A 26,344-nucleotide genomic window follows, 5' to 3' on the forward strand; every position below is an offset into this window, starting at 1 on the left:
GAAAGCCTTCAGATTTGACCGACGAGACCATGCTCGCCGAACCCACCGGCGGCGAGCCAGCCGGCATTGCCACCATCTCGATCGTCGACGAGATGAAGTCGAGCTATCTCGACTATGCGATGAGTGTGATTGTCGCCCGCGCGCTGCCCGACGTCCGCGACGGCCTGAAGCCCGTCCATCGCCGCATCCTCTACGGCGCGCACGAGAGCGGCTTCGTCGCCGGCAAGCCCTATCGCAAGTCCGCGCGCATCGTCGGTGACGTGATGGGTAAATATCACCCGCACGGCGACAGCTCGATCTACGACGCGTTGGCGCGCATGACGCAGGACTGGTCGATGCGCGTGCCGCTGATCGACGGTCAGGGCAACTTCGGCTCGATGGATCCCGATCCGCCCGCAGCGATGCGCTACACCGAGGCCCGCCTCGGCAAGGTCGCCAATGCGCTGCTCGGCGATCTCGACAAGGACACGGTCGACTTCACGCCCAACTATGACGGGTCGGAGCGCGAGCCCTCGGTCCTGCCCGCGCGCTTCCCCAACCTGCTCGTCAACGGCGCGGGCGGCATCGCGGTCGGCATGGCGACCAACATCCCGCCGCACAATCTCGGCGAAGTGATCGCCGCGTGCCTGGCCTATATGGACAATGGCGCGATCACGACCGAGGAATTGTTCGAGATCGTCCCCGGTCCCGACTTCCCGACCGGCGCGATCATCCTCGGTCGTGCAGGCGCCAAGTCCGCGTACGAGACCGGTCGCGGCTCGATCATCGTCCGCTCGCGCCACGTCGTCGAAGAGGGCAAGGGTGATCGCCGTTCGATCGTCCTCACCGAAATCCCGTTCCAGACCGGCAAGAACGGCCTGGTCGAGAAGATCGCCGAAGCCGCCAAGGACAAGCGCATCGAAGGCGTCAGCGACATTCGCGACGAATCGAGCCGCATGGGCGTGCGCATCGTCATCGACCTGAAGCGCGACGCGACCCCCGACGTGGTGCTCAACCAGCTCTGGCGGCACACGCCCGCGCAGTCGAGCTTCCCCGCCAACATGCTCGCGATCCGCGGTGGCCGTCCCGAGCTGCTGAACCTGCGCGATATCATCGGCGCGTTCATCACGTTCCGCGAACAGGTCATCACGCGCCGCTCGAAGTTCGAGCTCGCCAAGGCGCGTGAGCGCGCGCATCTGTTGCTCGGCCTCGTCATCGCCGTCACCAACCTCGACGAAGTCGTCCGCATCATCCGCGGGTCGTCGAGCCCCGCCGAAGCGCGCGGCAAGCTGCTCGCACGCGAATGGCCAGTCGCCGAAATCGCGCCGTACATCGCACTCGTCGAGGCGGTCGAGGACAAGCAGCAGGAGGGCATCTACAAGCTGTCCGAGCCGCAGGTCCGCGCGATCCTCGACCTGCGCCTCCACCGCCTCACCGCGCTCGGCCGCGACGAGATCGGCGACGAGCTGAAGGTGCTCGCGGCCTCGATCGCCGAGCTGCTCCACATCCTCGGTGATCGGGCAAAACTCTACGAAGTGATGCGCGGCGAGCTGATCGCGATCCGCGACGAATTCGCCACGCCGCGCCGCTCGGAGATCGCGGCCGCCGCCAACGGCATCGACGACGAGGATCTGATCGAGCGCGAGGACATGGTCGTCACCGTGACCATGCAGGGCTATATCAAGCGCACCAGCCTCGACACGTTCCGCGCGCAGGCACGCGGCGGCAAGGGCCGCGCGGGCATGTCGACGAAGGACGAGGATGTCGTCACCGAGCTGTTCGTCACCTCGACGCACACGCCGGTGCTGTTCTTCTCGAACCTCGGCAAGGTCTATCGCTACAAGGTCTGGCGCCTGCCCGAGGGTGGCCCCGCCACGCGTGGCCGGCCGATGATCAACCTGCTGCCGCTGGCGCCGGGCGAGACGATCTCGACCGTGCTCCCGCTGCCCGAGGATCTCAGCGAGTGGAGCCGCCTCCACGTGATGTTCGCGACGCAGCGCGGGCTCGTCCGCCGCAACGCGATGGATGCGTTCACCAACGTGCCGTCGAACGGCAAGATCGCGATGCGCTTCGAAGAGGGTTCGGAGGACAAGCTGATCGGCGTCGCGCTGCTCACCGAGCATGACGACGTGCTGCTCGCGACGCGGCTCGGCAAGGCGATCCGCTTTGCCGGCGACGACGTCCGCGAGTTCCAGAGCCGCACCTCGACCGGCGTGCGCGGCGTGACGCTGAAGGGCGACGACGAGGTCATCTCGCTGTCGGTCCTCCACCGCGTCGGCGCGACTCCCGAAGAACGCGAGACGTACCTGAAGTTCGCTCCCTGGAAGGGCGAGCGCGAGGGCGATCACGGGATGGGCGACGAGCGCTACAACGATCTCAAGGACCGCGAGCAGTTCATCCTGACGGTCTGCGAGAACGGCTATGGCAAGCTGTCGAGCGCCTATGATTACCGCCGCACAGGTCGCGGTGGTCAGGGCATCACCAACATCGACAATATCGGCCGCAACGGTCCGGTGGTGGCGAGTTTTGCCGCGGCCAAGGGCCATCAGCTGATGCTGGTGACCAACCAGGCCAAGCTGATCCGCACGACGCTCGCGTCGCTGCGCGTCATCAGCCGCAACTCGGCGGGCGTGAAGCTGTTCGACGTGGCGAAGGGCGAGCATGTCGTCTCGGCCGCGCGGATCGAGGAAACCGAGGAAGACGCCGAAGTGAACCTGGCGGACGCAACGCCAGAGCTCGCGCCCGACACCGGCGCGACGATCGGCGAAGACACCGCAGCGGGTGATCCGACCGAAGGCCAGGGGGATAGCGAATGAGCCGCGATTCTATCGCCTACAAGGTGCTGACGGGCGAGCAGCTCGCGACGCTGGAAAGCGGCAGCTTTGCCGGCGCGCCGGTCGATCTGGCCGATGGCTATATCCACCTGTCGACCGCGGAGCAGCTGACCGAGACGGTCGACAAGCACTTCGCCGGCCAGTCCGACCTCTACGTCGCCGCGGTCGATCTCGAAGCGATCGGCGACGACGTGAAATGGGAAGAGTCGCGCGGCGGCCAGCTCTTCCCGCACATCTATAACGGCCCGCTGCTGCTCGAGACGGTGCTGTCCTACGGCCCGCTCGAACGCGACGACGCCGGCCAGGTCAAACTCCCCGTAGCCGGCTAAACCCCTGACCAATCCTCCCCCGCCAGGGGGAGGTGGCAGGCAGAGCCTGACGGAGGGGGCGGCAGGTGACGATCGTCGCTAAGACCGCCCCCCCGCCGCTACCCGATCACCCCGCCAGATCGCGCATCAAAGGCGCATGCCGGTCGACCAGCACCTCGCTGGCCCGATTGAGCCCGACGACCTCGACCGCCACGCCATGCCGCCGCAGCTTGCCGACCACGTCGTCGAGCACGCCGACCGCGGTCACATCCCACAGATGCGCGCCCGTCAGGTCGATCCGCACGTGCTTCGCCTCTTCGCGCAGGTCGAACGTGTCGGCGAAGATATCCGCGCTGGCGAAGAACACCTGCCCCGTCACGCGGTAGATCCGCGTGTCGCTGGCGGCGTCGTAGTCGACCGCCACGTCCATCAACCGCGTGACCTTCCACGCGAAGAACACGCCGCTCAGCAGCACGCCGACGCCGACGCCGAGCGACAGGTCGTGCGTTGCGACGGTGACGACGACGGTCGCCAGCATGACGACGCTCGACATCTTCGGGTGCCGCGCGAGGTCGCGCAGCGAGCCCCAGGAAAAGGTGCTGATCGACACCATGATCATGATCGCGACCAGCGCCGCGACCGGCACCTGCGCGACCCATGGCCGCAGCGGCACCATGACCACGAGCAGGAACACGCCCGCGACCATCGTCGAGAGCCGTCCGGTGCCGCCATAGCGGACATTGCCGACGGTCTGCCCGATCATCCCGCACCCGGCGATCCCGCCGAACGCGCCCGCGGCGACATTGGCGAGCCCGAGCCCGGTGCATTCGCGCGCCTTCGAGCTGCGCGTCTCGGTCAGCTCGTCGACGACATTGGCGGTCATCATCGATTCGAGCAGCCCAACCGCCGCCATCGCAAGCGCATAGGGGGCGACGATGCGCAGCGTATCCCAGCTGAGCGGCACGTCGGGGAATCCGAACGACGGCAGCGAATCGGGCAGCCGCCCGAGATCGCCGACCGTCTTCAGCGGCATCGGAAACCACATCGCGATTGCGGTCAGCACGACGATGCAGATCAACGGCGACGGGATCGCACTCGAGATCCGCGGCACGAGATAGATGATCGCAAGCCCGCCCGCGATCATCGCATAGGCCTGCCAGCTGACCCCCACCATCTGCGGCACCTGCGCCGAGAAGATCAGGATCGCGAGTGCGTTGACGAACCCCGCATGGACCGAGCGCGAGACGAAGCGCATCAGCACATCGAGCTTGGCTAGCCCGAACGCGATCTGGAGCATGCCCGCGAGGATCGTCGCGACGAGGAGATATTGAAGCCCGTGCGCATGAACGAGCGCGGCGGCGACCAGCGCGACGGACCCCGCAGCCCCCGAGATCATCGCGGGGCGACCGCCCGCAAAGGCGATGACGATGCCGATCACGAACGAGGCGAACAGGCCGACTTCGGGATCGATGCCGGCGACGAAGGAAAAGGCGATGACCTCGGGGATCAGCGCGAAAGTGCCGACCATGCCGGCGAGAATGTCACGCCGCGCGGCCGTCGGGCCGCTATACCACTCGGCGCGGTAACGAGAAAAAGCAGAAATTGTCATGGATGTGTCCGCATAGGACGCACGAACCGCGGCGACGCTTTCGGTCGCGGGTGTTCACAATGGCGTCGTTGCGTTGTCCGGCGGATCGGCGGCCGGAATAGCCACCCGGAATTGCACCGGGTCCAAGCGAATGCGGGCCTGCTAGCGGATACGGTGCTGCATTGCAACGCGGTCTGCCACTCTTACTCCACAACCCCGTCATCCTGACGAAAGTCAGGATCCAGAGTTGCTGAAGTTCACCGTTCGTGGCTCTGGATCCTGACTTTCGTCAGGATGACGGAGGGTCAAGCCCGTCGAAAATCACGTAAACAGGTCGACCACCTCGGCCCCCTCGCCCACCGCCTGCAACAGCAGGGTCCGGTGGCAATGGCAGGGGTCGCGCTCGTAACACAGCAGCGCGCTTGGCTTCTCCGCCGCGAGCGCGAGCATGATCGCCGCCTGTGCCTGCGCCTCGGGCAGTTCGAGCTGTTCGTCATACACCGCGGTCAGCGTCGCGACGTCACCCTTCTTCGCTGCATCGCGCCCGCGCTTCGGCGTCCCGAGCGCCTTCAGATGCGTGTAATCGATCTCCGCCTCGCGTAACGACGCCGCAAGCGACGTCTTCGAGAATCCCGGCCTACGCGACAGCGGCAGCGCGCGGACGTCGATCACCCGCTCGACCCCGGCCTGCCTCAGCGCCGCGAGAAAGTCCGTCATCGTGGTGGCTTCATAGCCGATCGTGAAGATCTTCATGAGAGCGAAGTGGGATTGGACCGCTGACACGGCAAGCGTCCGGCGCTATCTGGCGGGAATGACCCACGACATCCATGTTATCGGCGGCGGCCTCGCCGGATCCGAAGCCGCCTGGCAGCTCGCCGAAGCCGGCCTCAAGGTCCGCCTCTCCGAAATGCGCGGCAGCGGCGAAGCCACGCCCGCGCACCAGACCGACGGCCTCGCCGAACTCGTCTGCTCGAACAGTTTTAGATCCGACGATGCGGAGAGCAATGCGGTCGGCCTGCTCCATCAGGAACTCCGCACGCTCGGCTCGCTGATCATGCGTCAGGCGGATATCCACCGCGTCCCCGCCGGCTCCGCGCTCGCGGTCGACCGCGACAATTTCTCGAACAGCGTGACGGAGGCGATCGACCAGCATCCGAACATTACGCTCGTCCGCGAACGCATCGACGCGCTGCCCGACGGCCCGACGATCGTCGCGACCGGCCCGCTCACCGCCGCCTCGCTCGCCGCAGGGATTGGCGCCGAGACCGGCCGCGAGGCACTCGCCTTTTTCGACGCGCTCGCGCCGATCGTCCACCGCGACTCGATCGACATGGAGACGGCGTGGTTCGCCTCGCGCTGGGACAAGGGCGAGGGCAAGGACTACATCAACTGCCCGATGGACAAGGACCAGTATCTCGCCTTCCATCAGGGCCTGGTCGATGGCGAGAAGACGCCGTTCAAAGACTGGGAGAAGGACACGCCCTATTTCGACGGCTGCATGCCGATCGAGGTGATGGCGGAGCGCGGCGTCGACACGCTGCGCTACGGGCCGATGAAGCCCGTCGGGCTCGACAATCCCAAGACCGGGCGCTGGCCGCACGCCGTCGTCCAGCTGCGCCAGGACAATGCGCAGGGCACGCTGTGGAACATCGTCGGCTTCCAGACCAAGCTGAAGCATGCCGATCAGGTCCGGCTGTTCCGGACCATCCCGGGCCTGGAGAATGCGGAGTTCGCGCGGCTGGGTGGCCTTCACCGCAACACCTTCATCCGATCGCCCGAGCTGCTCGACGCGACGCTGCGGCTGAAATCGCGGCCGAACATCCGCTTCGCCGGGCAGATCACGGGGTGCGAGGGCTATATCGAAAGCTGCGGCATCGGCCTGCTCGCGGGCCGGTTCGCCGCCGCCGAACTGACCGGCCAGACGCTGACGCCGCCGCCCTTTGCGACCGCACTCGGCGCGTTGCTCGGCCACATCACCGGTGGCGCAGAGGCGGAGACCTATCAGCCGATGAACGTCAATTTCGGGCTGTTCCCGCCGATCCCCGGCCGCACCAAGAAGACCGATCGCAAGCGGATGTACACCGATCGCGGCCGCGCGGCGCTCGCGGCGTGGCTCAACTCTCCTCAGACGACGGCGGAATCGGCGGACAGGCAGCCCGAGACGACGGCTTCCGCCTGACCGCGGTGGTGGCAAATTCGGGCGCGGTCATCGCGCCCGATTTGTCCGCATCCGCACCGGCGAACTTGGTCGTCGCCTTAACCGCCCATTCGTCGAACGACAGCCGCCCGTCGCCATCGACGTCGAGCTTCGTATAGGCCTTGCGCCGCGCGACCAGATATTCGTCGCGCGTCACCGCACCGTCGCGATCCTTGTCATACCGTTGAAATCGCCGCTGTTCGCGCGTCGCATCGGTCGCGCGCGGCGCCGTGCGCGGCAAGGGGTCGGTCCCGCCGTCCGCCTGCGCCGGGGTCTGCGCCTGCGCGGTCGGTTGTGGTGCCAGCACTGGCCCCGATCGCACCTTGCCGCCAAAACCCAGTATCGCCGCACCGATCAGCGCGATCAGCGCCGCGCCACCCGTCAGGTATCGCCACATCCCCGGTCTCCCCCCGCCCCCGGACGTCCCCGTCCAGGCGCAAGGCTAATCCCGCCGCGCGCCGATCTCAAACGAACCGGTCAGTATCCGACCAGTCTGTGCAGCAGCAGACGGCCGACCCGCTTCGGGCTGCCGGCCGGATGCTCCGGCGCGGTAAGATCGGCCCGCGCCAGCAGTGCGAGTGCGCCGAGCGATCGTGCGCGTCGTGGCCAGCGGCCGGTGAGCGCCGTGTCGAGCCGCCCGCGCGCCATCGCGGCCACGCCTGCCGCGCGTGCCGGATCCGACAGCCGCAGCGATAGATCCGCCAGCGCCCATCCCTCGCCCGCCGCCGCGATGCGATCGTCCGACACCGCCAGCAAAGATGCCGCCGCCGCGAACAGCTGCCCGCCGCGCAGACGGGCAAAGCGTTCGACCGCTGCATCGTCAAGCGGCGTTTCGAGCAGCGCCTCCCACCCCTCGGCGATCGTCGCGATCGTCGCGCCGCCGACCTGCGGCACGACATGGCGTCCGAGCGCTTGCAACACGGGCTCGGCCGGCGGCGGCGCGGTGTCGAGCCGCCCGAGCGCCTCATACCACCAGGTCAGCCGCATCTGCCCGACGATCGGCTCGCGCGTCGTCTTGAGGATCGTGCCGAGCGCCGTGTCGAGCGCGAACAGCGCCTCGAGCCCGGGCCGGGTCGAGGCCGGCGCATAGCTCAGGGCGAGCGCGCGCTCGGGATTGGGTAAGTTGGCAGGATCGACCATCGCGCTGCCATAGCTGCGAACGCGTCGCAGGGCACGCCCCCCGCTCACGTTAACCATATCTCTTGAGCCGGGCTTACCGGATTGCCGGGCATGGGTGCGCGATCAAGATCCAGTGGGACATTCATGGCCAAGACGATTGCCCCGAAATTTGCAGCGCTGACGTTCCTCGCGCGTCTGCGGCGGAACGTCAAAGGCAACACGTTGGTGATCGTCGCCTTCGCGATCATGCCGCTGCTGGCGATGGTCGGGTCCGGGCTGGACATGTCACGCGCCTATGTCGCGCGTGACCGGCTGCAGCAGGCCTGCGACGCGGGCTCGCTGGCGGCGCGGCGCCTGCTGGCGGGCCCGACGCTGACGAGCGACGTCGAAACCGAAGCCAGAAACTATTTTAACTTCAACTTCCCCAGCGGGGCCTTCGACACGACCCCGTTCACTCCCGTGGTCACCGTTCCCGCCGTTGGTACCGTCCGGATCACCGCGACGACCGCGATACCGACCACGGTGATGAAGATCTTCGGGTTCAACACCTTGCCCCTGTCGATCACCTGCGCGGCGACGCAGGATTTCGTCGGCACGGACGTCGTGCTCGTCCTCGACATGTCGGGATCGATGAACTGCCCGACGAGCCGCCCCAATGACGCCTGCGGCGAGATCGAACAATCCGGATCGAAGATGCAGGCGCTGCGCGATGCGTCCGAGTCCCTCTACGACACCCTGGAGTCTGCACAGAACCAGCTGCACAACAACAACCTCAGGCTTCGCTATGGCTTTGTGCCCTATAATGCGACGGTCAATGTCGGCAGGCTCGTCTATGCCAAGGATGCGAGCTATATCCGCAACAGCGCACCCTATCAGACGCGGGCCCGGACCGGCGGACCTGTCTACAGCTCGCTGAACTGGTGCAACGCGTATGACGGCAGCTATTCAAGCTATTGGGGGGTCTGCTCGAACTACTGGACCTACCAGCAGGCGACGCTGAACACCGCGACGTTCAAGACGGGCGCCTCGGTACCGACGCCTGGCGGATCGCCCAGCGCGGCGACATCGAAATGGGCCGGGTGCATCGAGGAGCGCCAGACCAACAACACGACGATCGACGGCGGATCGCTGACGACGGCACCGTCGGACGCGTGGGACCTCGACATCAACCGGTTGCCGAACTCGGACGCCAGCCGTTGGGCGCCGTGGTGGCCCGAGACGGAATTCGATCCCGACCGGCGCGCCATCTATACCGACCCGAAATACTGCGCCAGCGAGGCCAGCCGCCTGAAGGAATACTACGGCGACAAGGCCGGCTTCATGAAATACCTCAATGATCTGCAACCGCTTGGCGGCACCTATCATGATATCGGCATGATATGGGGCGCCCGGTTTATCTCATCGGACGGCATCTTCGCATCGGCAACGCCCGAAACGAACAATCAGAGCGATCCGGACAATCCAAGAAAGCTTCGCGGCTTCTCGGTCAGGAAGTTCATGATCTTCATGACCGACGGCGACCTGTCGCCATACCTGGACGTCTATACGACCTATGGCGCGGAGGAGCGCGACAAGCGCGTGCTGGGAACGACGACGGGCAATACCACTCAGCTCGCCGCAGCGCAGCTGTCGCGCCATCTCCAGCGATTTCGCATGGCCTGCAATGCTGCCAGGGCGCAGGGTATCCAGCTGTACGTCATTGCGTTTTCGACCACGCTGACCAACGACATGCGGGATTGCGCGACACAGCCTTCCATGGCGTCAGGCATCACCACGTCCGCCGCGCTCATCCAGAAGTTCAAGGAAATCGGTACCAAGGTCGGATCGCTACGGGTGAGCCAGTGATCGCGCGATTAGCGCCGGCAAGGTGGCGCATTGCGGCAGACGTCGCGGGCGCAACAATCGTCGAATTCGCCCTGATCGTACCGTTACTGATCGGGTTGCTGATGATGATCCTGGAGGTCGGGTATCAGAATTATGTCGAGGCTATGGTACAAGGCGCGCTCGCAAAGGCATCACGGCTGACCACGGTCGGCAATACGACCGCCGCCAACGTGAGCGCAACGATCAAGGCCGAGGTCCGCGCCGTCGTCCCGGCAGAATATGTCACAGTGTCGACGCGCCGCTATTACAACTTCTCGAATGTCGGCAAGCCCGAGAAGATCACGTCGGACACGGACCCGCGCGGCACGTTCAATCTCGGGGACTGTTTCGAAGATGCGAACAACAACGGCATTTACGACGCGACGCCTGGCGATGACGGTGTTGGTAGCGCGGACGACGTCATCTTCTACACGGCGACCGTGAGATACCCCAATCTGACGCCGGTCGGACCGCTCATGGGCTGGACGCGCACCCGGACAGTCACGGAAACGACGCTGGTACGTAACCAGCCCTTTACCTCGCGTGCGGCACCGACGGTCGTATGTACCAAGCCATGACGAGGACGGACCGCACCGCAAGGCCAAGGGTTCTCGCGGACACGCGCGGGCTCGCGATGATCGAATTTGCGATCGTTGCGCCGTTCCTGCTGACACTGGGTCTCGCCGGCGCCGAACTGACGCACATGTCGATCGCCAAGATGCGCGTCAACCAGATCGCCACGACCGCGTCCGACAACGTCGCACGCGTGCGGGATTCGATCAACGAGGCCGATGTCAACGAGGTCCTGCTCAGCCCGAGGTTGCTAGGGACCGATATCGACTTTGCCGATAACGGCCGCGTCGTGATTTCGAGCGTCGAACCCAATGGTCAGACCGGCACGAAGGCGGGACAGTGGATCCGTTGGCAGCGGTGCACGGGGGCGCTGAACACAAGTGCCTCGCAGCCGGCTTATGGCCTGCAGGACAAGGGCAAGGCCGATGCAAGCCTGCAATATATGGGACTGGCCAGTCGCAAGATTGCGGCGGCCCCCGGAACCGCGCTGATCTTCATCGAGGTGACCTACAAGTATCAGCCGCTCGTCTCGCAGCGATTCTTCGGCGCCCCGGTCCTGCGTGCTGAAGCGGTTTACAATGTGCGCGAACGCAACGACCAGACCCTGGCCGCCGTTGCGGGAGTCACGCCGAGTCTGTGCTCGACCTACGCAGCATGATCGCTCCGACCGGTGAACCCGGTCGGAGCGATCAGCAACGGCTCACCCGATTACCGGTACGTCACCTTCTTCGCCGCATCGACGACCTTGGCGACATCGACCAGCATGAGCTTTTCGAGGTTCGCCGCATAGGGCATCGGCACGTCCTCGTTGGTCACGCGCAGCACCGGCGCGTCGAGGTCGTCGAAGCCGTGCTCCATCACCACCGACACGATCTCGGACGCGATCGAGCAGGTTGCCCAGTTTTCCTCGACGATGATCATGCGGTTGGTCTTGGCGAGGCTTTTCAGCACCGTGTCGGTGTCGAGCGGGCGCAGCGTGCGCAGGTCGATGACCTCTGCGTCGATGCCCTCCTCGGCGAGCTTCTCGGCGGCTTCGAGGCTGATGCCTACGCCGATCGAATAGCTGACGATCGTCACGTCCTTGCCCTCGCGGACGATCCGCGCCTTGCCGATCGGCAGGACATGGTCGTCGAGCTTGGGAACGTCGAAGCTGCGGCCGTACATCAGCTCGTTCTCGAGGAACACGACCGGATCGTCGGTGCGGATCGCCGCCTTTAGTAGGCCCTTGGCATCCGCGGCATCATAGGGCGCGATCACGATCAGGCCGGGGACGCTCGCATACCAGGCCGCGAAGTTGTGCGAATGCTGCGCACCCACGCGCGACGCGGCGCCGTTGGGACCACGGAACACGATCGGGCAGCGCATCTGGCCACCCGACATGTAGTTGGTCTTGGCGGCCGAGTTGATGATGTGATCGATCGCCTGCAACGCGAAGTTGAAGGTCATGAACTCGACGATCGGGCGGAGGCCACCCATCGCCGCGCCTGCACCGATGCCGGCAAAGCCGTATTCGGTGATCGGCGTGTCGATCACCCGACGCTCGCCGAACTCGTCGAGCAGCCCCTGCGTGACCTTGTACGCGCCCTGATACTGCGCGACTTCCTCGCCCATCACGAAGACGCGGTCGTCCTCGCGCATTTCCTCGGCCATCGCATCGCGTAGCGCCTCGCGGACGGTTGTCTTGACCATCTCGGTACCCTCCGGGATCGCCGGATCGGTCTTGCCGACCTTCTCCGCCGACGCGACGAGCTGCTGCGTCCCGCTCTCGGCCTTGGCAGGCGACGCGCCCTCGGGCACCGGCGGCGCCTTGTCGTCCGACGGAGTCTCCTTGGGCGCGGCGTTGGCGGCTTCGCCCGCGCGCGCCTCGGTCGGCGCGCTGTCGGCGCTTTCGCCCTCTTCGAGCAGCGTCGCGATGACGGTGCCGACCTTCACATTGTCGGTACCCTCGGCGACCATGATCTTGCCGATCGTGCCCTCGTCGACAGCCTCGAACTCCATCGTCGCCTTGTCGGTCTCGATCTCGGCTATGATGTCGCCGGACTTGACGCTATCGCCTTCCTTGACGAGCCATTTGGCGAGCGTACCCTCTTCCATCGTCGGGGAGAGCGCGGGCATCTTGATCTCGATCGCCATCAGTACGACTCCACCAGAACGTCGGTGTAGAGCTCGGCGACATCCGGCTCGGGGGTCTGTTCGGCGAAATCGGCGGCTTCGTTCACAGTCTTCCTGATCTCTTGTTCGATGGACTTCAGGTCCGCCTCGGTCACGCCCTGCTCGTCGAGCAGCTTCTTGATGTGATCGATCGGGTCGGACTTGTCGCGGACCGCCTGGACCTCGTCACGCGTACGGTATTTCGCCGGATCGGACATCGAGTGGCCACGATAGCGATAGGTCTTCATCTCGAGGATGACCGGGCCCTTGCCCGCGCGGACCCAGGCGATCGCCTCTTCGGCGGCCCCGCGGCACGCCAGCACGTCCATGCCGTCGACCTGGATGCCGGGAATGCGGAACGATTCGCCGCGGCGATAGAGCTGGTCCTCGGCCGAGGCGCGATTGACGCTCGTACCCATGGCGTACTGGTTGTTCTCGATCACGAAGATGATCGGGAGCTTCCACAGCTCGGCCATGTTGAAGCTCTCATACACCTGGCCCTGGTTCGCGGCGCCGTCGCCGAAATAGGCCATGCAGATGCCGCCGTCGTTCGAATATTTATGCTTGAACGCGAGGCCGGTGCCCAGCGACACCTGAGCACCGACGATGCCGTGCCCGCCGTAGAATTTATGCTCGGTCGAGAACATGTGCATCGACCCGCCCTTGCCCTTCGAGATGCCCGAGCCGCGCCCGGTCAGCTCGGCCATGATAACCTTCGGGTCGATCCCGTAGGCGAGCATGTGGCCGTGGTCGCGATAGCCGGTGATGACCGAATCGGTCTCGCCGTCGAGCGCGGACTGCAGGCCGACGGCGACGGCTTCCTGGCCGATGTACAGATGGCAGAAGCCGCCGATCAGGCCGAGACCGTAAAGCTGGCCCGCCTTTTCCTCGAAACGCCGGATCAGCAGCATCTGCTTGTAGAAGGCGAGCAGCTCGTCCTTGCTGGCCTCATAGGGCTTGGGTTCGGCTGGCCGTTCACGGTTGGTGATCGGGGGCTCGGCGATTGCACGTGCTGGGGGGGCTTTGGCCACGATGTGGGAAACCTCGTTTTCCGTAGGGGAGTTGCCGCAGCCTATAGGCGCGGACGGGGCCGAACATCAATTCCCGTCTGGGGTATGCGATTTTGCGACTGTCCCGCGAGCTTCGATCCGTCGCGCCTGACACGCGGGCCGTCGCCCCCGCCCCTATCCCCGCCCCAAGCAAAGCTCCGGTTGCCCTTCCCGCGCCCGACCCCCTAAAGCCCGGGACAATGAATCCTACGATCGACCCGCATCAGCATCCCTTCCGGATCGCCAATTTTCGCGCCTATTGGCTGTCGCGGTTCGCCGGCACGATCGCGGTCAGCGCGATGTCGATCGTCATCGGCTGGCAGGTCTACAACCTGGCGCGCGAAACGATGGACATCCGCCAGGCGGCGTTCATGCTCGGGATGATCGGCTTTGCGCAGTTCGTGCCGCTGTTCCTGCTGACCCCGATCACCGGGCTCGTCGCGGACAGCTTCGACCGGCGCTGGATCGTCCGCGGCACGACGACGCTGCTGGTGCTCACCGCCGCGACGCTCTGGCTGCTGACCTGGTCCGGCCATCTCACGCTCGGCGCACTGTTCGCCGCCGCGGTCGCCTTCGGCGTCGCGCGCGCCTTTTCCGGCCCGGCCTATTCGGCGCTCGCGCCCAATCTCGTGCCCCGGGCTGTGCTCCCCACCGCGATCGCGATCAGCTCGATCGCGTGGCAGGTCGGAACGATCGCAGGCCCCAGCGTCGGTGGGTTGCTCTACGCGATCCATCCCGAGGTCGCTTACGGCGTGGCCACGCTGCTCTTCCTTGTCGCGCTGGTGTTCATGTTCCTGATCGGCCCGGTGGCACAGCCCGCCGCGCAGACCGACCATCGCCCCCTCGCGCGGATCATCGAGGGCTTCACCTATGTCCGCCGCAACCGGCTGGTGCTCGCGACGATCACGCTCGACCTTTTCGCGGTACTGCTGGCGGGTGCCACGTCGCTGTTGCCGGTCTATGCCCGGGATATCCTGCATGTCGGGTCGCAGGGGCTCGGCGTGCTCGCCGCGGGCATGGGGATCGGTGCCGCGGTCACCGCGATCTGGTTCTCGATTCGACCGATGTCGCGCAATGTCGGGGTCAAGATGCTGGTCGCGGTGATCGTGTTCGGTATCGCGATCCTCACCTTCGGGGTCGCGACGCCGATCGTCGAGCTGATCGGGCTCACCCCCGGCACGATTGCGGGGTTCCCCATCCATCCCGCGTTCGTCCTCAGCCTCGTTGCGCTGATCGTCGCGGGCGGTGCGGACATGATCTCGGTCTATGTCCGCCAGTCCCTCATCCAGCTGCACACCCCCGACGTAATGCGCGGCCGCGTCAGCGCGGTGTCGCAGCTGACGATCTCGGCCTCGAACGAGCTCGGCGAATTCGAAAGCGGGGTGATGGCGTCGCTGCTCGGCCCCGTCGGCGCAGTGGTGTTCGGCGGGGTTGGTGCTATTGCCGTCACGATCGGCTGGGCGCGCCTGTTCCCGGAACTCGGGGCGGCGAAGACCTTTGATCCCCCCGAGATCCTAGAGACCGAACCACAGCACGGAGAAGCCAAGCCATGAAAGCCTCCTCGATTCTGGACACGATCGGCAACACGCCGCACGTCCGCCTGTCGAAGCTCTTCCCCGATTCCGAAGTCTGGGTGAAATCCGAACGGTCGAATCCTGGCGGTTCGATCAAGGACCGTATCGCGCTGGCGATGATCGAGGCCGCCGAAAAGGCCGGCGACCTCAAGCCCGGCGGCACGATCATCGAGCCGACCAGCGGCAACACCGGCGTCGGCCTGGCGATGGTGGCAGCGGTCAAGGGCTACAAGCTGATCCTCGTGATGCCCGAGAGCATGAGCGTCGAGCGTCGGCGTCTGATGCTCGCTTATGGTGCGACCTTCGACCTGACCCCGCGCGAGAAGGGCATGAAGGGCGCGATCGAACGCGCGCGCGAGCGCGTCGCCGAAACGCCCGGCGCCTGGATGCCGCAGCAGTTCGAAAATCCTGCGAACATCGACGTGCATGTCCGCACGACCGCACAGGAAATCCTCCAGGATTTCCGGGATACGCCGATCGACGTGATCATCACGGGCGTCGGCACCGGCGGCCACATCACGGGCGTCGCCGAGGCACTGAAGGCGCACTGGCCCGAACTGAAGGTCTATGCGGTCGAGCCCGCCGCCTCGCCGGTGATCGCCGGTGGCCAGCCGGGCCCGCATCCGATCCAGGGCATCGGCGCAGGGTTCATCCCAGCCAATCTCCACACCCAGGCGATCGACGGCGTGATCGAGGTCGATGCCGCGGTCGCCAAGGACATGGCACGCCGATCGGCGGCCGAAGAGGGCATGCTGGTCGGGATTAGCTCGGGCGCGACGCTGGCCGCGATCCTGCAGAAGCTCCCTGATCTTCCCGACGACGTCCGCGTCCTCGGCTTCAACTATGATACCGGCGAGCGCTATCTGTCCGTGCCGGACTTCCTTCCGGAGCAGTGACGACGATGACCGATGCGCGTGGCGCCGTTTATCTGCGCGTGTCGGTACTCGCGATCGCGGCCGCGGCGATCGTCGGGCCGACGCTCGTCGTGACCAATCCCCCGGCGCTACCGCACCCGGCACGCGCCGCGATGCCGAAGCAGCGCGTCGTGCCCCAGGCCGAGCTGCCCCCGGTCGAGCCGGTCCGGTTCGTCGACCTCGCGCCCGAGGACGCGCGGGCGTTCAACGCCACGGTGCCGTTCTCGACCGATCCGAACCCCGCTGCACGGCCGTTCCGCTTCGCCGGTACCGCAGACGACCTCGCACGCGCGACCGACTGCCTCGCGGCCGGCACGCTGTACGAGGCGGGGGACGACACGGTCGGCGAGCGCGCCGTCGCGCAGGTCGTGCTGAACCGCCTGCGTCATCCCGCCTTCCCGAAAACCGTCTGCGGGGTTGTATTCGAAGGCGAGACGCGCGCGACGGGATGCCAGTTCAGCTTCAGCTGCGACGGCGCGCTGCTCCGCTGGAAGCCCTCCGACGACGCCTGGCGCCGGGCCCGCAGCGTCGCGACCGCCGCATTGTCAGGCAATGTCTATCGACCGGTCGGCTATGCCACGCATTACCACACCGACTGGGTCGTCCCCTATTGGCAGTCGAGCCTCGACAAGATCGTCGCGGTCGGGTCACACCTGTTCTTCCGTTGGTCGGGCTGGTGGGGCACGCCCCCAGCCTTCCGGCGCGCGCCCGAGCAGGGCGAACCGGTCATCGCGCAGCTCGCACCTATTTCGGAGGCGCACCGCACCGCCGCCGCGCTGTCTGAAGCCGATGCCGCGATTGCCGAAGCATCCGCCGCGCTCGGCTTCGCACTGGGCGATGACGCGGTCGCCGGTGACGGCGCGAACGCGGCCTCGACGCCTTTCGCGACGGCCGAGGGCGATACGGTGCTGATGACCTTCTCGCCCGGCGTGCTCCCCAACGCCTACCCGACGCTCGCGACGATCGCCTGCGGCGACCGTGCCTTTTGTCGGTTCATGGCATGGGCCGACAAAACCAAGGCCGCAACGTCCACGCCGCTGACGCCGGTGCAGAGCGCGGCAGTCACGTTCAGCTATCTGCGCGATCGCTCGGCTGATTACGAAAAGGCGCTGTGGAACTGCCAGCAGGTCCGCCGGCCCGATCCGACGCAGTGCATGCGCGCGCGACAGACGCTGCGCGCGGCCCCCGCGGCGGCGGACAAGGCTGCACCCCCGGCGGATGCGCCACAGGAGCTCGACGGTGTGCGGCGCAAGACGCCCGCCACGCCAGCGGCGGCCGCAGCCCCGGCGTTGAAGCCGGACGTCAGGAAAGCACCGCAAGCGACCGAGATGTAACGAAAAGACTGGCATACCAGTCGCCACGCAACAGTCAGATCCAAAACAAAAGGCCGCGTCCACCCTTCGGTAGACGCGGCCTTTTCCGCTTCAGATTGCCTGGGCGATCAGTAGCGATAGTGATCCGGCTTGAACGGGCCTTCGACGGGCACGCCGATGTAACCGGCCTGCTTCGGGGTAAGCTGCGACAACTTCACGCCCAGCTTTTCGAGATGCAGCGCTGCGACCTTCTCGTCGAGATGCTTCGGCAGGACATAGACTTCGTTCTTGTAGTTCTCACCCTTGGTCCAGAGCTCGATCTGCGCGAGCGTCTGGTTGGTGAACGAGGCCGACATCACGAACGACGGGTGGCCGGTGGCGCAACCCAGGTTCACGAGGCGACCCTTCGCCAGGATGATGATCTGCTTGCCGTCCGGGAACTTCACCAGGTCGGTGCCGGGCTTCACTTCGGTCCAGTCATAGTTGGACAGCGCGGCGATCTGGATCTCCGAGTCGAAGTGACCGATGTTGCAGACGATCGACATCGGCTTCATCGCCTTCATGTGATCGGCGGTGATGACATCGGCATTGCCGGTCGCGGTGCAGAAGATGTCTGCGCGCTTGACGGCGTCTTCCATCGTCACGACCTCGAAGCCTTCCATCGCCGCCTGCAGTGCGCAGATCGGGTCGACTTCGGTGACCATCACGCGTGCGCCGCCGTTGCGGAGCGACTGGGCCGAGCCCTTGCCGACGTCACCGAAACCGGCGACGCAGGCGACCTTGCCGGCGAGCATGACGTCGGTCGCGCGACGGATCGCGTCGACCAGCGATTCCTTGCAGCCGTAGAGATTGTCGAACTTCGACTTGGTGACCGAGTCGTTGACGTTGATCGCGGGGAACGGCAGCTCGCCCTTCTTGGCGATCTCGTACAGGCGGTGAACGCCGGTGGTGGTCTCTTCCGAGACGCCCTTCAGGTTCTTCACGGTCTCGGTAAGATAGCCGGGGTTCTTTGCGACATACGCCTTCAGCGCACGCTGCATCTCGACCTCTTCCTCATTCTCGGGCTCAGGCATCGTGTGGCCGGCTTCGAGCTTCGCACCCCAGAGTGCGAACATCGTCGCGTCGCCACCGTCATCGAGGATGATGTTGGCGGTCTGGCCCTCGACGTCGCGATCCCACGAGAAGATGTCGCCGACATAGTTCCAGTAGTCGGCGAGCGTCTCGCCCTTGATCGCGAACACCGGCACGCCCGTCGCGGCGATCGCGGCGGCGGCATGGTCCTGAGTCGAAAAAATGTTGCACGTCGCCCAGCGGACGTCGGCGCCGAGCGCGGTCAGCGTCTCGATCAGCACCGCGGTCTGGATCGTCATGTGCAGCGAACCGGTGATGCGCGCGCCCTTGAGCGGCTGCGCTGCGCCGAATTCCTCGCGGAGCGACATCAGGCCCGGCATTTCGGTTTCGGCGATGTTGATCTCGGCGCGGCCGAAATCGGCAAGGCTGATGTCGGCGACGACGTAATCGGTCTTGCCGTCCGTCTTCTGGGGCGCGAGCGTGGTGGCCACGAGGATATCTCCTGGAAATCTTTGATCGGCGGGCCTCATGCCCGTGCCGGATGCAGGGCCGCATAGAGGAACGGGCCGCCCAAATCAAATATAAAGATATCTTTATATGATGCCCGAGACGGTCTCCGCCGCGCTAGAATGTCATCTTGACCCGCGGATGCGCGCGGCGATCGTCACGCCGTGCCGGTATCCGCCACCAGCAGCCGCGGGTCGACGCCGGCCCGCTCGAACGCCCTGCTCCAGCGCTCATCCGCGTTGGTGTCGAACACCAGATCGGCAGCGCCGGCGACGTTGAACCAGCCGGGGCGTGCGAGTTCGCCCTCGATCTGCCCGCTGTCCCATCCCGCATAGCCGAGCGCGACGACCCATTGCGACGGTCCCTTCCCCTCCGCGATCGCGCGGAGCACGTCGATCGTGCTCGACAAGGCCCAGAGGCCTGCGACCTCGATCGTGTCCTGCCCGCCCCAGTCGCACGAATGGATGACAAAGCCGCGACGGGGTTCGACCGGCCCGCCGAAATGCACCGGGGCATTGGGCGCGTCGCCGGGCGCGATCTCGAACTGGTCGAGCAGATCGTGAAAGCCGAGCCCGTCGACGGTGGCGCCGAGACCAATCCCGAGCGCGCCGTTTTCGTCGTGGCTGCACATTGCGATCACCGCGCGGGCGAACCGCGGATCGCTCATCCCCGGCATTGCCAGAAGGAGTTGCCCGGAAAGAAAAGCCGTCTTGTCCATGCCCTAGACCATAGCGTCGCGACGGCCCCGCCGCCACGCTTGAAATCGCGCCCCTCCCATACGAGGTACCGTCCGCCCGGGACGATCTCGCGGCGACAGGAGAATTTCCATGACGATCAGCGTCGGCGACCGGCTTCCCAACACCACTCTCGTCAAGGCCACCGCGGACGGCCCGGATCAGGTCGAGTCCGAGACCTTCTTCGCGGGCCGCAGGGTCGCGCTCTTCGCGGTTCCCGGCGCGTTCACTCCGACCTGCTCGGCCAAGCACCTGCCGGGCTTCGTCGAAAAGGAAGCCGCACTGAAGGCCAAGGGCATCGACGAGGTCGCCTGCACCTCGGTCAATGACGCGTTCGTGATGGATGCCTGGGGCAAGTCCGCCGGCGCCGGCGACATCACGTTGCTCGCGGACGGCAATGGCGATTTCGCCAAGGCGGTCGGCCTGACGATGGACGGCTCGGGCTTCGGCATGGGCACGCGCAGCCAGCGTTATTCGATGATCGTCAATGACGGCGTCGTCGAGCAGCTCAACGTCGAGGCCCCCGGTGAGTTCAAGGTGAGCTCTGCCGAGCATCTGCTCAGCGAGATCTGATTGCGACGCGCACCTGATTGAACGTCGCGCTCCGTCATCCTCGCGCACGCGGGAATGACGGAGCTGGCGTGGCACGCGCGGTAGTCTTGCCTCCGTAATCTCGCCCGCGTAACACTGGGCGATGACAATCGCATCCGACCTGGTCGCCGAACTCGACCGCCTCTACCGCGCCTCCGTTGCGCGGCTCCAGTCCGCCATGAGCGCCTATATCGCCGACGGCACCGTGCCCGATCCGGCAACCCGCAGCGATGGCTCGTTCGCCTATCCCGAAATCCGGCTGATCTACAAAGGCGGCATTGACCGCCCGACCCCGCTCCGCTCCTTCGGACGCATGGTGAATCCCGGAGAATACCGGATCAGCGTGACCAAGCCCGCGATCTTCGCCGATTATCTGACCGAACAGCTGACGCTGCTGATCGAGGATTACGACGTCGAGGTCGAAGCTGTCGAAGGGCGGCAGGAGATCCCCTTCCCGTACGTCATCGATCCCGGCCACGCGCTGAGCCTCGACGAGGTCTCTGCGACCGAACTCGCACGGTTCTTTCCCGCCACCGAGCTCGCGCATATCGGTGACGAGATCGCCGACGGGCTGTGGGTGGCACAGGACGACACCCGTCCGCTCGCGCTGTTCGATGGCTTGCGGACCGATTTCAGTCTCGCACGGCTGCGCCATTACATGGGCACCCCTGCCGAACACGCGCAGCGCTTCGTATTGTTTACGAACTATCACCGCTATGTCGATGAATTCGTTCGCTGGGCGGGTACCCAACTTGGCGAAGGCAGCCGGTTCACGACGCTGTCGGGCGCGGGCGGGATCACGATCACGTCAGGGGACGATATCGACAAGATCATCTCGGACAGCGCATGGCGGCGGCACCAGATGCCCGCCTATCACCTGATGGCGGACGACCGCACCGGGATCACGCTCGTCAACATCGGCGTCGGCCCGTCCAACGCCAAGACGATCTGCGACCATCTTGCGGTACTGCGTCCCGAGGCATGGCTGATGATCGGTCACTGCGGCGGCCTGCGTCCCAGCCAGCGGATCGGCGACTATGTGCTCGCGCATGCCTATCTGCGTGACGACCATGTGCTCGACGATGTGCTCCCGCCCGAGATTCCCGTCCCCGCGATCGCCGAAGTCCAGGTGGCGATGGCCAAGGCCGCCGAGATCGTGTCGGGCCAGTCGGGCGAGGACCTGAAGCGCCGGCTGCGGACGGGCACGATCGTCACCACCGACGACCGCAACTGGGAGCTGCGCTATTCGAAATCGGCGCTGCGCTTCTCGCTGTCGCGAGCGGTCGGCATCGACATGGAATCGGCGACGATCGCCGCACAGGGCTATCGCTTCCGCGTTCCCTACGGCACGCTGCTCTGCGTCTCGGACAAGCCGCTCCACGGCGAGCTGAAACTGCCGGGTCAGGCCAACCGCTTCTACGAACGCGCGATCAGCGAGCATCTGCGGATCGGGATCGAAACCTGCGAACAGCTTCGCCAGGAGGGCGCCAAGCTCCACAGCCGCAAGCTGCGGGCGTTCGACGAGCCGCCGTTCCGGTAAGGCCTGCCGCGCGATTTTCGGAGCGCATCGCATGCCGATGCGTTACGCCCGCGGGACCATTTGTGAGGGAGCATAGCCGTGGCCGACACCGACCCGCCTGAAACGGACGCCAAGAAGCCCGTCGTCACGCGCCGCCGCGCACCGCGCAAGGCCAGTGCACCCAAGCCGGCAAAGCCAGTGGTTGCGCCGGCCGCGCCGGCACTCGACAAGCCGACATCCGAAAAGGCGGTCCCCGTCTCGCGCAAGCCCAAGCCTGCCCCCAAGCCGCGATCGACCAAGCGCAGCACGCCGCGGCCGATATCGGCGCGCAAGACACCGCCGCCCGTTGCCAAGCCGATCGACAAGGTCGGCGGCAAATGGGGTGCCGCCGCGATCGCGGGCGGCGTCGCGGTACTCGGCGCCGCCGCCGCGCTGCTGACCCTTCGCGGCAGCACGCCCAAGCCGCCCAAACCGGCTGGCAATCATGCACATCAGGCGGACGGAACGGATTCGTCGAAGTCGTTCGAGGCCGGGATTGCCGATGAAGGGACGATCCCGGAATAATCGTCCCCGGGACCGTTCGACCGGTTCCCTCCCCCGGCTAAGACCGGGGAGGTACGGGGCTGCTGCCCCGCGGACGCGGGAGCCCCGCTAAAACCCGAAACGCGCTCGCGGCCCTGGATCCCCGCTTTCGCGGGGAAACGGGGCGGTTGAATGACAGCCTTGCCTCACCAGCCAGTCGGCTTGCCCTTGTTCTGCACGTCGAGCCACGCCTTAAGCGGCTTGAAATACTCGACCAGCGCCGCGCCCGACATCTCGCGGCTGCCCGTGAACACCTGCAGCGCGTCGGGCCAGGGCTTGGATTGCCCCATGCTCAGCATCGCGTTCAGCTTCGTGCCGACCGCCTTGTTGCCGTAGAACGAGCAGCGATGCAGCGGCCCCTTCCACCCCGACTGCTCACACGCCGCCTTGTAGAACTGGAACTGCAGCACGCGCGCGAGGAAGTAGCGCGTGTAGGGCACCGCCGCCGGGATATGGTATTTCGCGCCCGCGTCGAACTTCGTTTCGTCGCGCGCGACCGGCGGCTTGATCCCCTGATATTGCAGCCGCATCTGGTCCCACGCCGCCTGATAGCCGGTCGTCGGGATCTGCCCCGAGAACACGCCCCAGCGCCATTTGTCGATCAGCAGCCCGAACGGCAGGAACGCGACCTTGTCCATCGCCTGGCGCAGCAACAGGCCGATATCCTTGTCCGCGCTCGGCACCCGCGCCTGATCGAGCAGCCCGATCTTCACCAGATAATCGGGCGTGATCGACAGCGCGACGGTATCCCCGATCGCCTCATGGAAGCCATCGTTCGCGCCGTTCTTGTACAGCATCGGCTGCGCCTTGTAGGCACGCTGATAGTAATTGTGGCCGAGCTCATGGTGGATCGTGACGAAGTCGTCCGCATTCACCTTGGTGCACATCTTGATGCGGATATCGTCCTGGTTGTCGATATCCCAAGCCGACGCATGACAGATCACGTCGCGGTCCGCGGGCTTGGTGATCTGCGACCGCTTCCAGAAGGTCTCGGGGAGCGGCGCAAAGCCCAGCGACGAGTAGAAGCCCTCGCCCTGCTTCACCATCTTCACCGCGTCATAGCCCTTGGCCTTCAACAGCTCGCCCGTGTCGAAGCCGAGATCGCCAGACCCCTTGGGGGCGACGATGTCATAGATATTGCCCCATTCCTGCGCCCACATATTGCCGAGCAGATCGCTGCGGATCGGCCCGGTCTTCGCCTGGACCGCGTCGCCATATTTCTCGTTGAGCTTCCACCGCGTATAGGTGTGCAGCGCCATGTAGAGCGGCTCGACCTCTTTCCAGATCTTGTCGGTCAGCGCGGCGAACTGCTCGGGGCTCATATCGTAGCCCGACCGCCACAGCGCGCCGACATCCTTGTAGCCGAGCTCGCGCGCGCCCTCGTTCGAGATCGCGGTCATCTTGGCATAGTCGCCGCGCATCGGCGCGCCGACCGCGTCGTTCCAGCTCGTCCACATCTCCTGCAGCTTGGCGGGATCGCGGCTCTCGCCCATTGCCGCCTCGATGTCCGAGCCGTTGATCGGCTTGCCGTCGAGCGTCCCCATGCCTTTGCCGTAGGAGGACGACATCTTCGTCGTCAGCATCGACAGCTCGTCGGATGCGCCCGGCCGCGTCGGCGCGGGCAGCGTCAGCCCCCCGCGGAGCAGGTCGAGCTTGCGCTTCGTGTCGACCGACAGGCCTGGGACATTGGCGTATTTCGCCGCGCCCAGCGCATATTTCACGCCGAGATCGGTCATCTCCGCGCCCGACTTCGCCGCCAGCGCATCGGTATCGTCGGTGATGTAAGTCGCGTTCACCCACGCCACGCGCGAGGCGTCGACCGACTTGGCGGCAAAGACCTTTTCCGCCTCGGCGACGAATGAATCCGCCTGCGCGGCGGTCGGCTTGGATGCGGCAGCGGTGGCCTGAGCACCGGCCACTGACGGCGCAGCGCACAGCGCGCCGGCGAGAGCAAACATCGAAACGCTGAACCGAACCATCATCATCCCCTTATCGTGAGGCCCTGATGGATGATCCGCCGCCGGATGGTCAACCCGCCAGCCACGCCCCCTCCCGTCATCCTGACGAAAGTCAGGACCCAGGGTTACCGGGGACGGCGCTGCTTGGCTCCGGGTCCTGACGTTCGTCAGGATGACCGGGCGCTATTCAGCAAGAAAGTCCGCAATCGCCTGGCCAAGCTCGGGCTTCACCACCGCACTCATATGCCCGCCCGGCGTCGCGACATAGCGGCCATGCGGCAGGACCGCGGCGAGGTCCGGTGCCGACCCGTTATCCTCGTCCTCCGCACCGCACACCACCAGCGCCGGCTGCTCGATCACCTTTACCGCCTCGATCGGTGTATCCGCAAAGGTCTCGAGGATCCCGAGCAATGCGACCGGATCGCCGCCCGTGGTCTTCAGAAACGCCTCGGCCAGCCATTCCGGCGTGCCCTGAACATGCTTGCCCAGATTGGTGAGGATATTGCGGAAATGTCCCGCGCGCCGCGACGTCTCGGTCAGCCCGGCGAGCCCCATCCCCGAGAATATCACGCGCCTGGGGGTCGCGCCCGTCGCCAGCATCCGCGACGTCGTCCGCGCGCCGAGCGAATAGCCGCCGAGATCATAATCGGTCAGCCCGAGATGATCGACCAGCGCATGGCCGTCGAGCGTCAGCGCATCCGTGGGGTAGAATTCCAGCCCATGCGGCTTGCCGCTCTCGCCGTGCGCGCGCAGGTCGGGCATGATCACGCGGAGCCCCTTGGCCGCGATCTTGGCGGCATGGCCGTAGCGGATCCAGTTGGTCTTCGCGTCGGAGAAATAGCCGTGGATCAACACCACCGGTCGCCCCTCGCCGACCTCGCGCCACGCGATCCGCGTGCCGTCGAAGCTCTCGAAATACTGCGTCTCGGTCGGGGAATGTGCCACGGATCCAGATCCCTGTAGTCGTAGGATGTCGTCGCCCCCGTCCGACACACGACACCGTGCTGTCAACCGCCACCGGGACCGGCGCTAAACCCCGCAACGCACGACGCCATCACAAAAAGGGGTAGTGTGACACGCAAACTCCTTTAGCTAAGGGACAAGGATTGCGTCGAACGATCCATTGAGGATGCGCGAAGGGCCCGACCAAGGACCCGCAATGCCGCCATCTGCCGACGCCACCCTGCCCTCAGCCACTCTTCCCCTGGGACGCCCGCACAGTATTGCGGAAGATTTCTACGCGCTCGTCATCGGCTGCATCCTGCTGGTGATCGGGCTGGTCTTCCTGAAGGCGGCAGGGCTCGTCACCGGGGGCATCGCCGGGATCGCGCTGCTCTTGTCCTATCTGGTGCCCTTGCCGACCGGTGTCCTGTTCACGCTGATCAACCTGCCCTTCTTCCTGTTCGCGCATTACGCGATGGGCCGCCGTTTCGCGATCAAGACGATGCTGGTGAATGCCGGGATTGCCGCCTTCTCGACCTTCGCGGGCGGATCGATGCACGTCGACCAGATGCACCCGTTCTTCGCCGCGATCGTCGGCGGCACGGTGATCGGGCTTGGCATCCTCGTCCTCGCACGGCATCAGGCCGGGGTCGGCGGCACCGGGGTCGTGACGCTGTGGCTACAGCGTACGCGGGGATGGAATGCGGGCCGCACGCAGATCGCGCTCGACGTGGTGATCCTAGCCGCCGCGATCCCTGTCGTCAGCGCGGGTCAGTTCGGCTGGTCGGTCCTAAGCGCGGCCGCGATCAGCCTGATCCTGATCGCCTGGCACCGCCCGGGACGGTATATTGGGCACTGATCGCAGCCATAAGACGATCCAGCGAAGCAGGATCGCATAGGGCAAGATCGGCCGACGGCGCACTCAGCGCCGGTCGACGACACGGGCTTTGCCCGTGTCCGCCCACGCAGGATGACGCC

Annotated in this window: 23 protein-coding genes and 1 other annotated feature; of the genes, 13 read left to right on the forward strand and 10 right to left on the reverse strand. The window is 65.8% G+C overall.

Annotated features, from left to right (window positions below; all coding sequences use genetic code 11):
- Positions 1-14: 14 nt before the first annotated feature.
- Positions 15-2,795, forward strand: a complete 2,781-nt coding sequence (gene gyrA, locus sphst_RS17745; RefSeq protein ID WP_107045907.1) for a DNA gyrase subunit A — start codon at positions 15-17, stop codon at positions 2,793-2,795.
- Positions 2,792-3,142 (forward strand): DUF952 domain-containing protein, encoded by a 351-nt coding sequence (locus sphst_RS17750; RefSeq protein WP_031393262.1) that lies wholly within the window; start codon positions 2,792-2,794, stop codon positions 3,140-3,142. The genes gyrA and sphst_RS17750 overlap by 4 nt, the downstream gene beginning before the upstream one ends.
- Before the next feature lie 106 nt (positions 3,143-3,248).
- Here the strand turns inward: sphst_RS17750 and sphst_RS17755 are convergent, their stop codons facing one another.
- Together sphst_RS17755 and sphst_RS17760 are read right to left on the reverse strand one after the other, a co-directional pair.
- A complete protein-coding gene (locus tag sphst_RS17755; protein ID WP_031393263.1) occupies positions 3,249-4,730 on the reverse strand; it encodes a SulP family inorganic anion transporter in 1,482 nt (493 codons plus the stop codon).
- A gap of 71 nt (positions 4,731-4,801) precedes the next feature.
- Positions 4,802-4,857 (reverse strand) — a sequence feature (sul1 is cis-regulatory element that is thought to sense ions involved in sulfur or methionine metabolism; They are found in Alphaproteobacteria).
- A gap of 173 nt (positions 4,858-5,030) precedes the next feature.
- Positions 5,031-5,462 carry a DUF488 domain-containing protein gene (locus sphst_RS17760; protein ID WP_031393264.1) on the reverse strand — a complete coding sequence of 144 codons (432 nt, stop codon included), beginning with the start codon at positions 5,460-5,462 and terminating at the stop codon, positions 5,031-5,033.
- Positions 5,463-5,520: 58 nt separating this feature from the next.
- Here sphst_RS17760 and trmFO point away from each other — a divergent pair, with 58 nt between their 5' ends.
- Positions 5,521-6,888: a methylenetetrahydrofolate--tRNA-(uracil(54)-C(5))-methyltransferase (FADH(2)-oxidizing) TrmFO gene (gene trmFO / locus sphst_RS17765; RefSeq protein ID WP_031393265.1), complete on the forward strand. Its 1,368-nt coding sequence runs from the start codon at positions 5,521-5,523 to the stop codon at positions 6,886-6,888.
- Here the strand turns inward: trmFO and sphst_RS17770 are convergent.
- Together sphst_RS17770 and sphst_RS17775 are read right to left on the reverse strand one after the other, a co-directional pair.
- Complete coding sequence (locus sphst_RS17770; RefSeq protein WP_107045908.1) at positions 6,824-7,303, reverse strand: EF-hand domain-containing protein; 480 nt, start codon at positions 7,301-7,303, stop codon at positions 6,824-6,826. The genes trmFO and sphst_RS17770 overlap by 65 nt on opposite strands.
- 80 nt (positions 7,304-7,383) lie before the next feature.
- The gene (locus sphst_RS17775) at positions 7,384-8,094 is read right to left on the reverse strand and encodes a squalene/phytoene synthase family protein (RefSeq protein ID WP_234387731.1); all 711 of its coding nucleotides are present in this window, start codon (positions 8,092-8,094) and stop codon (positions 7,384-7,386) included.
- 75 nt (positions 8,095-8,169) lie between these two features.
- Here sphst_RS17775 and sphst_RS17780 point away from each other — a divergent pair, with 75 nt between their 5' ends.
- Genes sphst_RS17780 through sphst_RS17790 form a run of 3 tightly spaced genes read left to right on the forward strand, consistent with a single transcriptional unit; the run spans position 8,170 to position 11,119 of the window.
- The gene (locus tag sphst_RS17780) at positions 8,170-9,870 is read left to right on the forward strand and encodes a TadE/TadG family type IV pilus assembly protein (protein WP_159043699.1); all 1,701 of its coding nucleotides are present in this window, start codon (positions 8,170-8,172) and stop codon (positions 9,868-9,870) included.
- Entirely contained in the window at positions 9,867-10,466 is a 600-nt protein-coding gene (locus sphst_RS20780) for a TadE/TadG family type IV pilus assembly protein (RefSeq protein WP_051916449.1), read from the forward strand. Before sphst_RS17780 ends, sphst_RS20780 begins: the two co-directional genes overlap by 4 nt.
- Complete coding sequence (locus tag sphst_RS17790) at positions 10,463-11,119, forward strand: TadE/TadG family type IV pilus assembly protein (RefSeq protein WP_159043700.1); 657 nt, start codon at positions 10,463-10,465, stop codon at positions 11,117-11,119. Before sphst_RS20780 ends, sphst_RS17790 begins: the two co-directional genes overlap by 4 nt.
- A 50-nt stretch (positions 11,120-11,169) precedes the next feature.
- Here the strand turns inward: sphst_RS17790 and sphst_RS17795 are convergent, their stop codons facing one another.
- Together sphst_RS17795 and pdhA are read right to left on the reverse strand one after the other, a co-directional pair.
- Positions 11,170-12,594 carry a pyruvate dehydrogenase complex E1 component subunit beta gene (locus sphst_RS17795; protein WP_031394776.1) on the reverse strand — a complete coding sequence of 475 codons (1,425 nt, stop codon included), beginning with the start codon at positions 12,592-12,594 and terminating at the stop codon, positions 11,170-11,172.
- Positions 12,594-13,643 (reverse strand): pyruvate dehydrogenase (acetyl-transferring) E1 component subunit alpha, encoded by a 1,050-nt coding sequence (gene pdhA / locus sphst_RS17800; protein ID WP_031394777.1) that lies wholly within the window; start codon positions 13,641-13,643, stop codon positions 12,594-12,596. The genes sphst_RS17795 and pdhA overlap by 1 nt, the downstream gene beginning before the upstream one ends.
- A gap of 218 nt (positions 13,644-13,861) precedes the next feature.
- On the opposite strand from pdhA, the gene sphst_RS17805 reads away from it, so the two are divergent.
- The 3 genes from sphst_RS17805 to sphst_RS17815 are packed head-to-tail and all read left to right on the forward strand — an operon-like array spanning position 13,862 to position 17,483.
- Positions 13,862-15,214, forward strand: a complete 1,353-nt coding sequence (locus sphst_RS17805; protein WP_056676181.1) for an MFS transporter — start codon at positions 13,862-13,864, stop codon at positions 15,212-15,214.
- A complete protein-coding gene (gene cysK / locus sphst_RS17810; RefSeq protein ID WP_031394778.1) occupies positions 15,211-16,131 on the forward strand; it encodes a cysteine synthase A in 921 nt (306 codons plus the stop codon). Before sphst_RS17805 ends, cysK begins: the two co-directional genes overlap by 4 nt.
- Positions 16,132-16,136: 5 nt before the next feature.
- Entirely contained in the window at positions 16,137-17,483 is a 1,347-nt protein-coding gene (locus tag sphst_RS17815; protein ID WP_107045951.1) for a cell wall hydrolase, read from the forward strand.
- 107 nt (positions 17,484-17,590) lie between these two features.
- On the opposite strand, the gene ahcY is transcribed toward sphst_RS17815, so the two are convergent.
- Both ahcY and sphst_RS17825 read right to left on the reverse strand, forming a co-directional pair.
- Positions 17,591-19,024 (reverse strand): adenosylhomocysteinase, encoded by a 1,434-nt coding sequence (ahcY, locus tag sphst_RS17820; RefSeq protein ID WP_031394782.1) that lies wholly within the window; start codon positions 19,022-19,024, stop codon positions 17,591-17,593.
- 173 nt (positions 19,025-19,197) lie between these two features.
- On the reverse strand, positions 19,198-19,758 hold the full coding sequence (locus sphst_RS17825; protein ID WP_031394783.1) for a YqgE/AlgH family protein: 561 nt from the start codon (positions 19,756-19,758) through the stop codon (positions 19,198-19,200).
- A 109-nt stretch (positions 19,759-19,867) separates the two neighbouring features.
- On the opposite strand from sphst_RS17825, the gene sphst_RS17830 reads away from it, so the two are divergent.
- The 3 genes from sphst_RS17830 to sphst_RS20975 all read left to right on the forward strand — a co-directional run bounded on the left by sphst_RS17830 (position 19,868) and on the right by sphst_RS20975 (position 22,448).
- Positions 19,868-20,347, forward strand: a complete 480-nt coding sequence (locus sphst_RS17830) for a peroxiredoxin (protein ID WP_031394784.1) — start codon at positions 19,868-19,870, stop codon at positions 20,345-20,347.
- A 121-nt stretch (positions 20,348-20,468) separates the two neighbouring features.
- Positions 20,469-21,905 carry an AMP nucleosidase gene (locus tag sphst_RS17835; protein ID WP_056676192.1) on the forward strand — a complete coding sequence of 479 codons (1,437 nt, stop codon included), beginning with the start codon at positions 20,469-20,471 and terminating at the stop codon, positions 21,903-21,905.
- 78 nt (positions 21,906-21,983) lie between these two features.
- Positions 21,984-22,448: a hypothetical protein gene (locus sphst_RS20975; RefSeq protein ID WP_199849014.1), complete on the forward strand. Its 465-nt coding sequence runs from the start codon at positions 21,984-21,986 to the stop codon at positions 22,446-22,448.
- Positions 22,449-22,612: 164 nt separating this feature from the next.
- Here the strand turns inward: sphst_RS20975 and sphst_RS17845 are convergent, their stop codons facing one another.
- The gene (locus tag sphst_RS17845) at positions 22,613-24,445 is read right to left on the reverse strand and encodes a M2 family metallopeptidase (RefSeq protein ID WP_107045952.1); all 1,833 of its coding nucleotides are present in this window, start codon (positions 24,443-24,445) and stop codon (positions 22,613-22,615) included.
- A 162-nt stretch (positions 24,446-24,607) separates the two neighbouring features.
- On the reverse strand, positions 24,608-25,369 hold the full coding sequence (locus sphst_RS17850; RefSeq protein WP_031394465.1) for an alpha/beta fold hydrolase: 762 nt from the start codon (positions 25,367-25,369) through the stop codon (positions 24,608-24,610).
- A gap of 214 nt (positions 25,370-25,583) precedes the next feature.
- Here sphst_RS17850 and sphst_RS17855 point away from each other — a divergent pair, with 214 nt between their 5' ends.
- Positions 25,584-26,225, forward strand: a complete 642-nt coding sequence (locus tag sphst_RS17855) for a YitT family protein (protein ID WP_031394464.1) — start codon at positions 25,584-25,586, stop codon at positions 26,223-26,225.
- The last annotated feature ends 119 nt before the right edge of the window (positions 26,226-26,344 follow it).

This window comes from Sphingomonas sp. STIS6.2 (assembly GCF_000732685.2).
Taxonomy (GTDB): Bacteria; Pseudomonadota; Alphaproteobacteria; order Sphingomonadales; family Sphingomonadaceae; genus Sphingomonas; species Sphingomonas aerolata.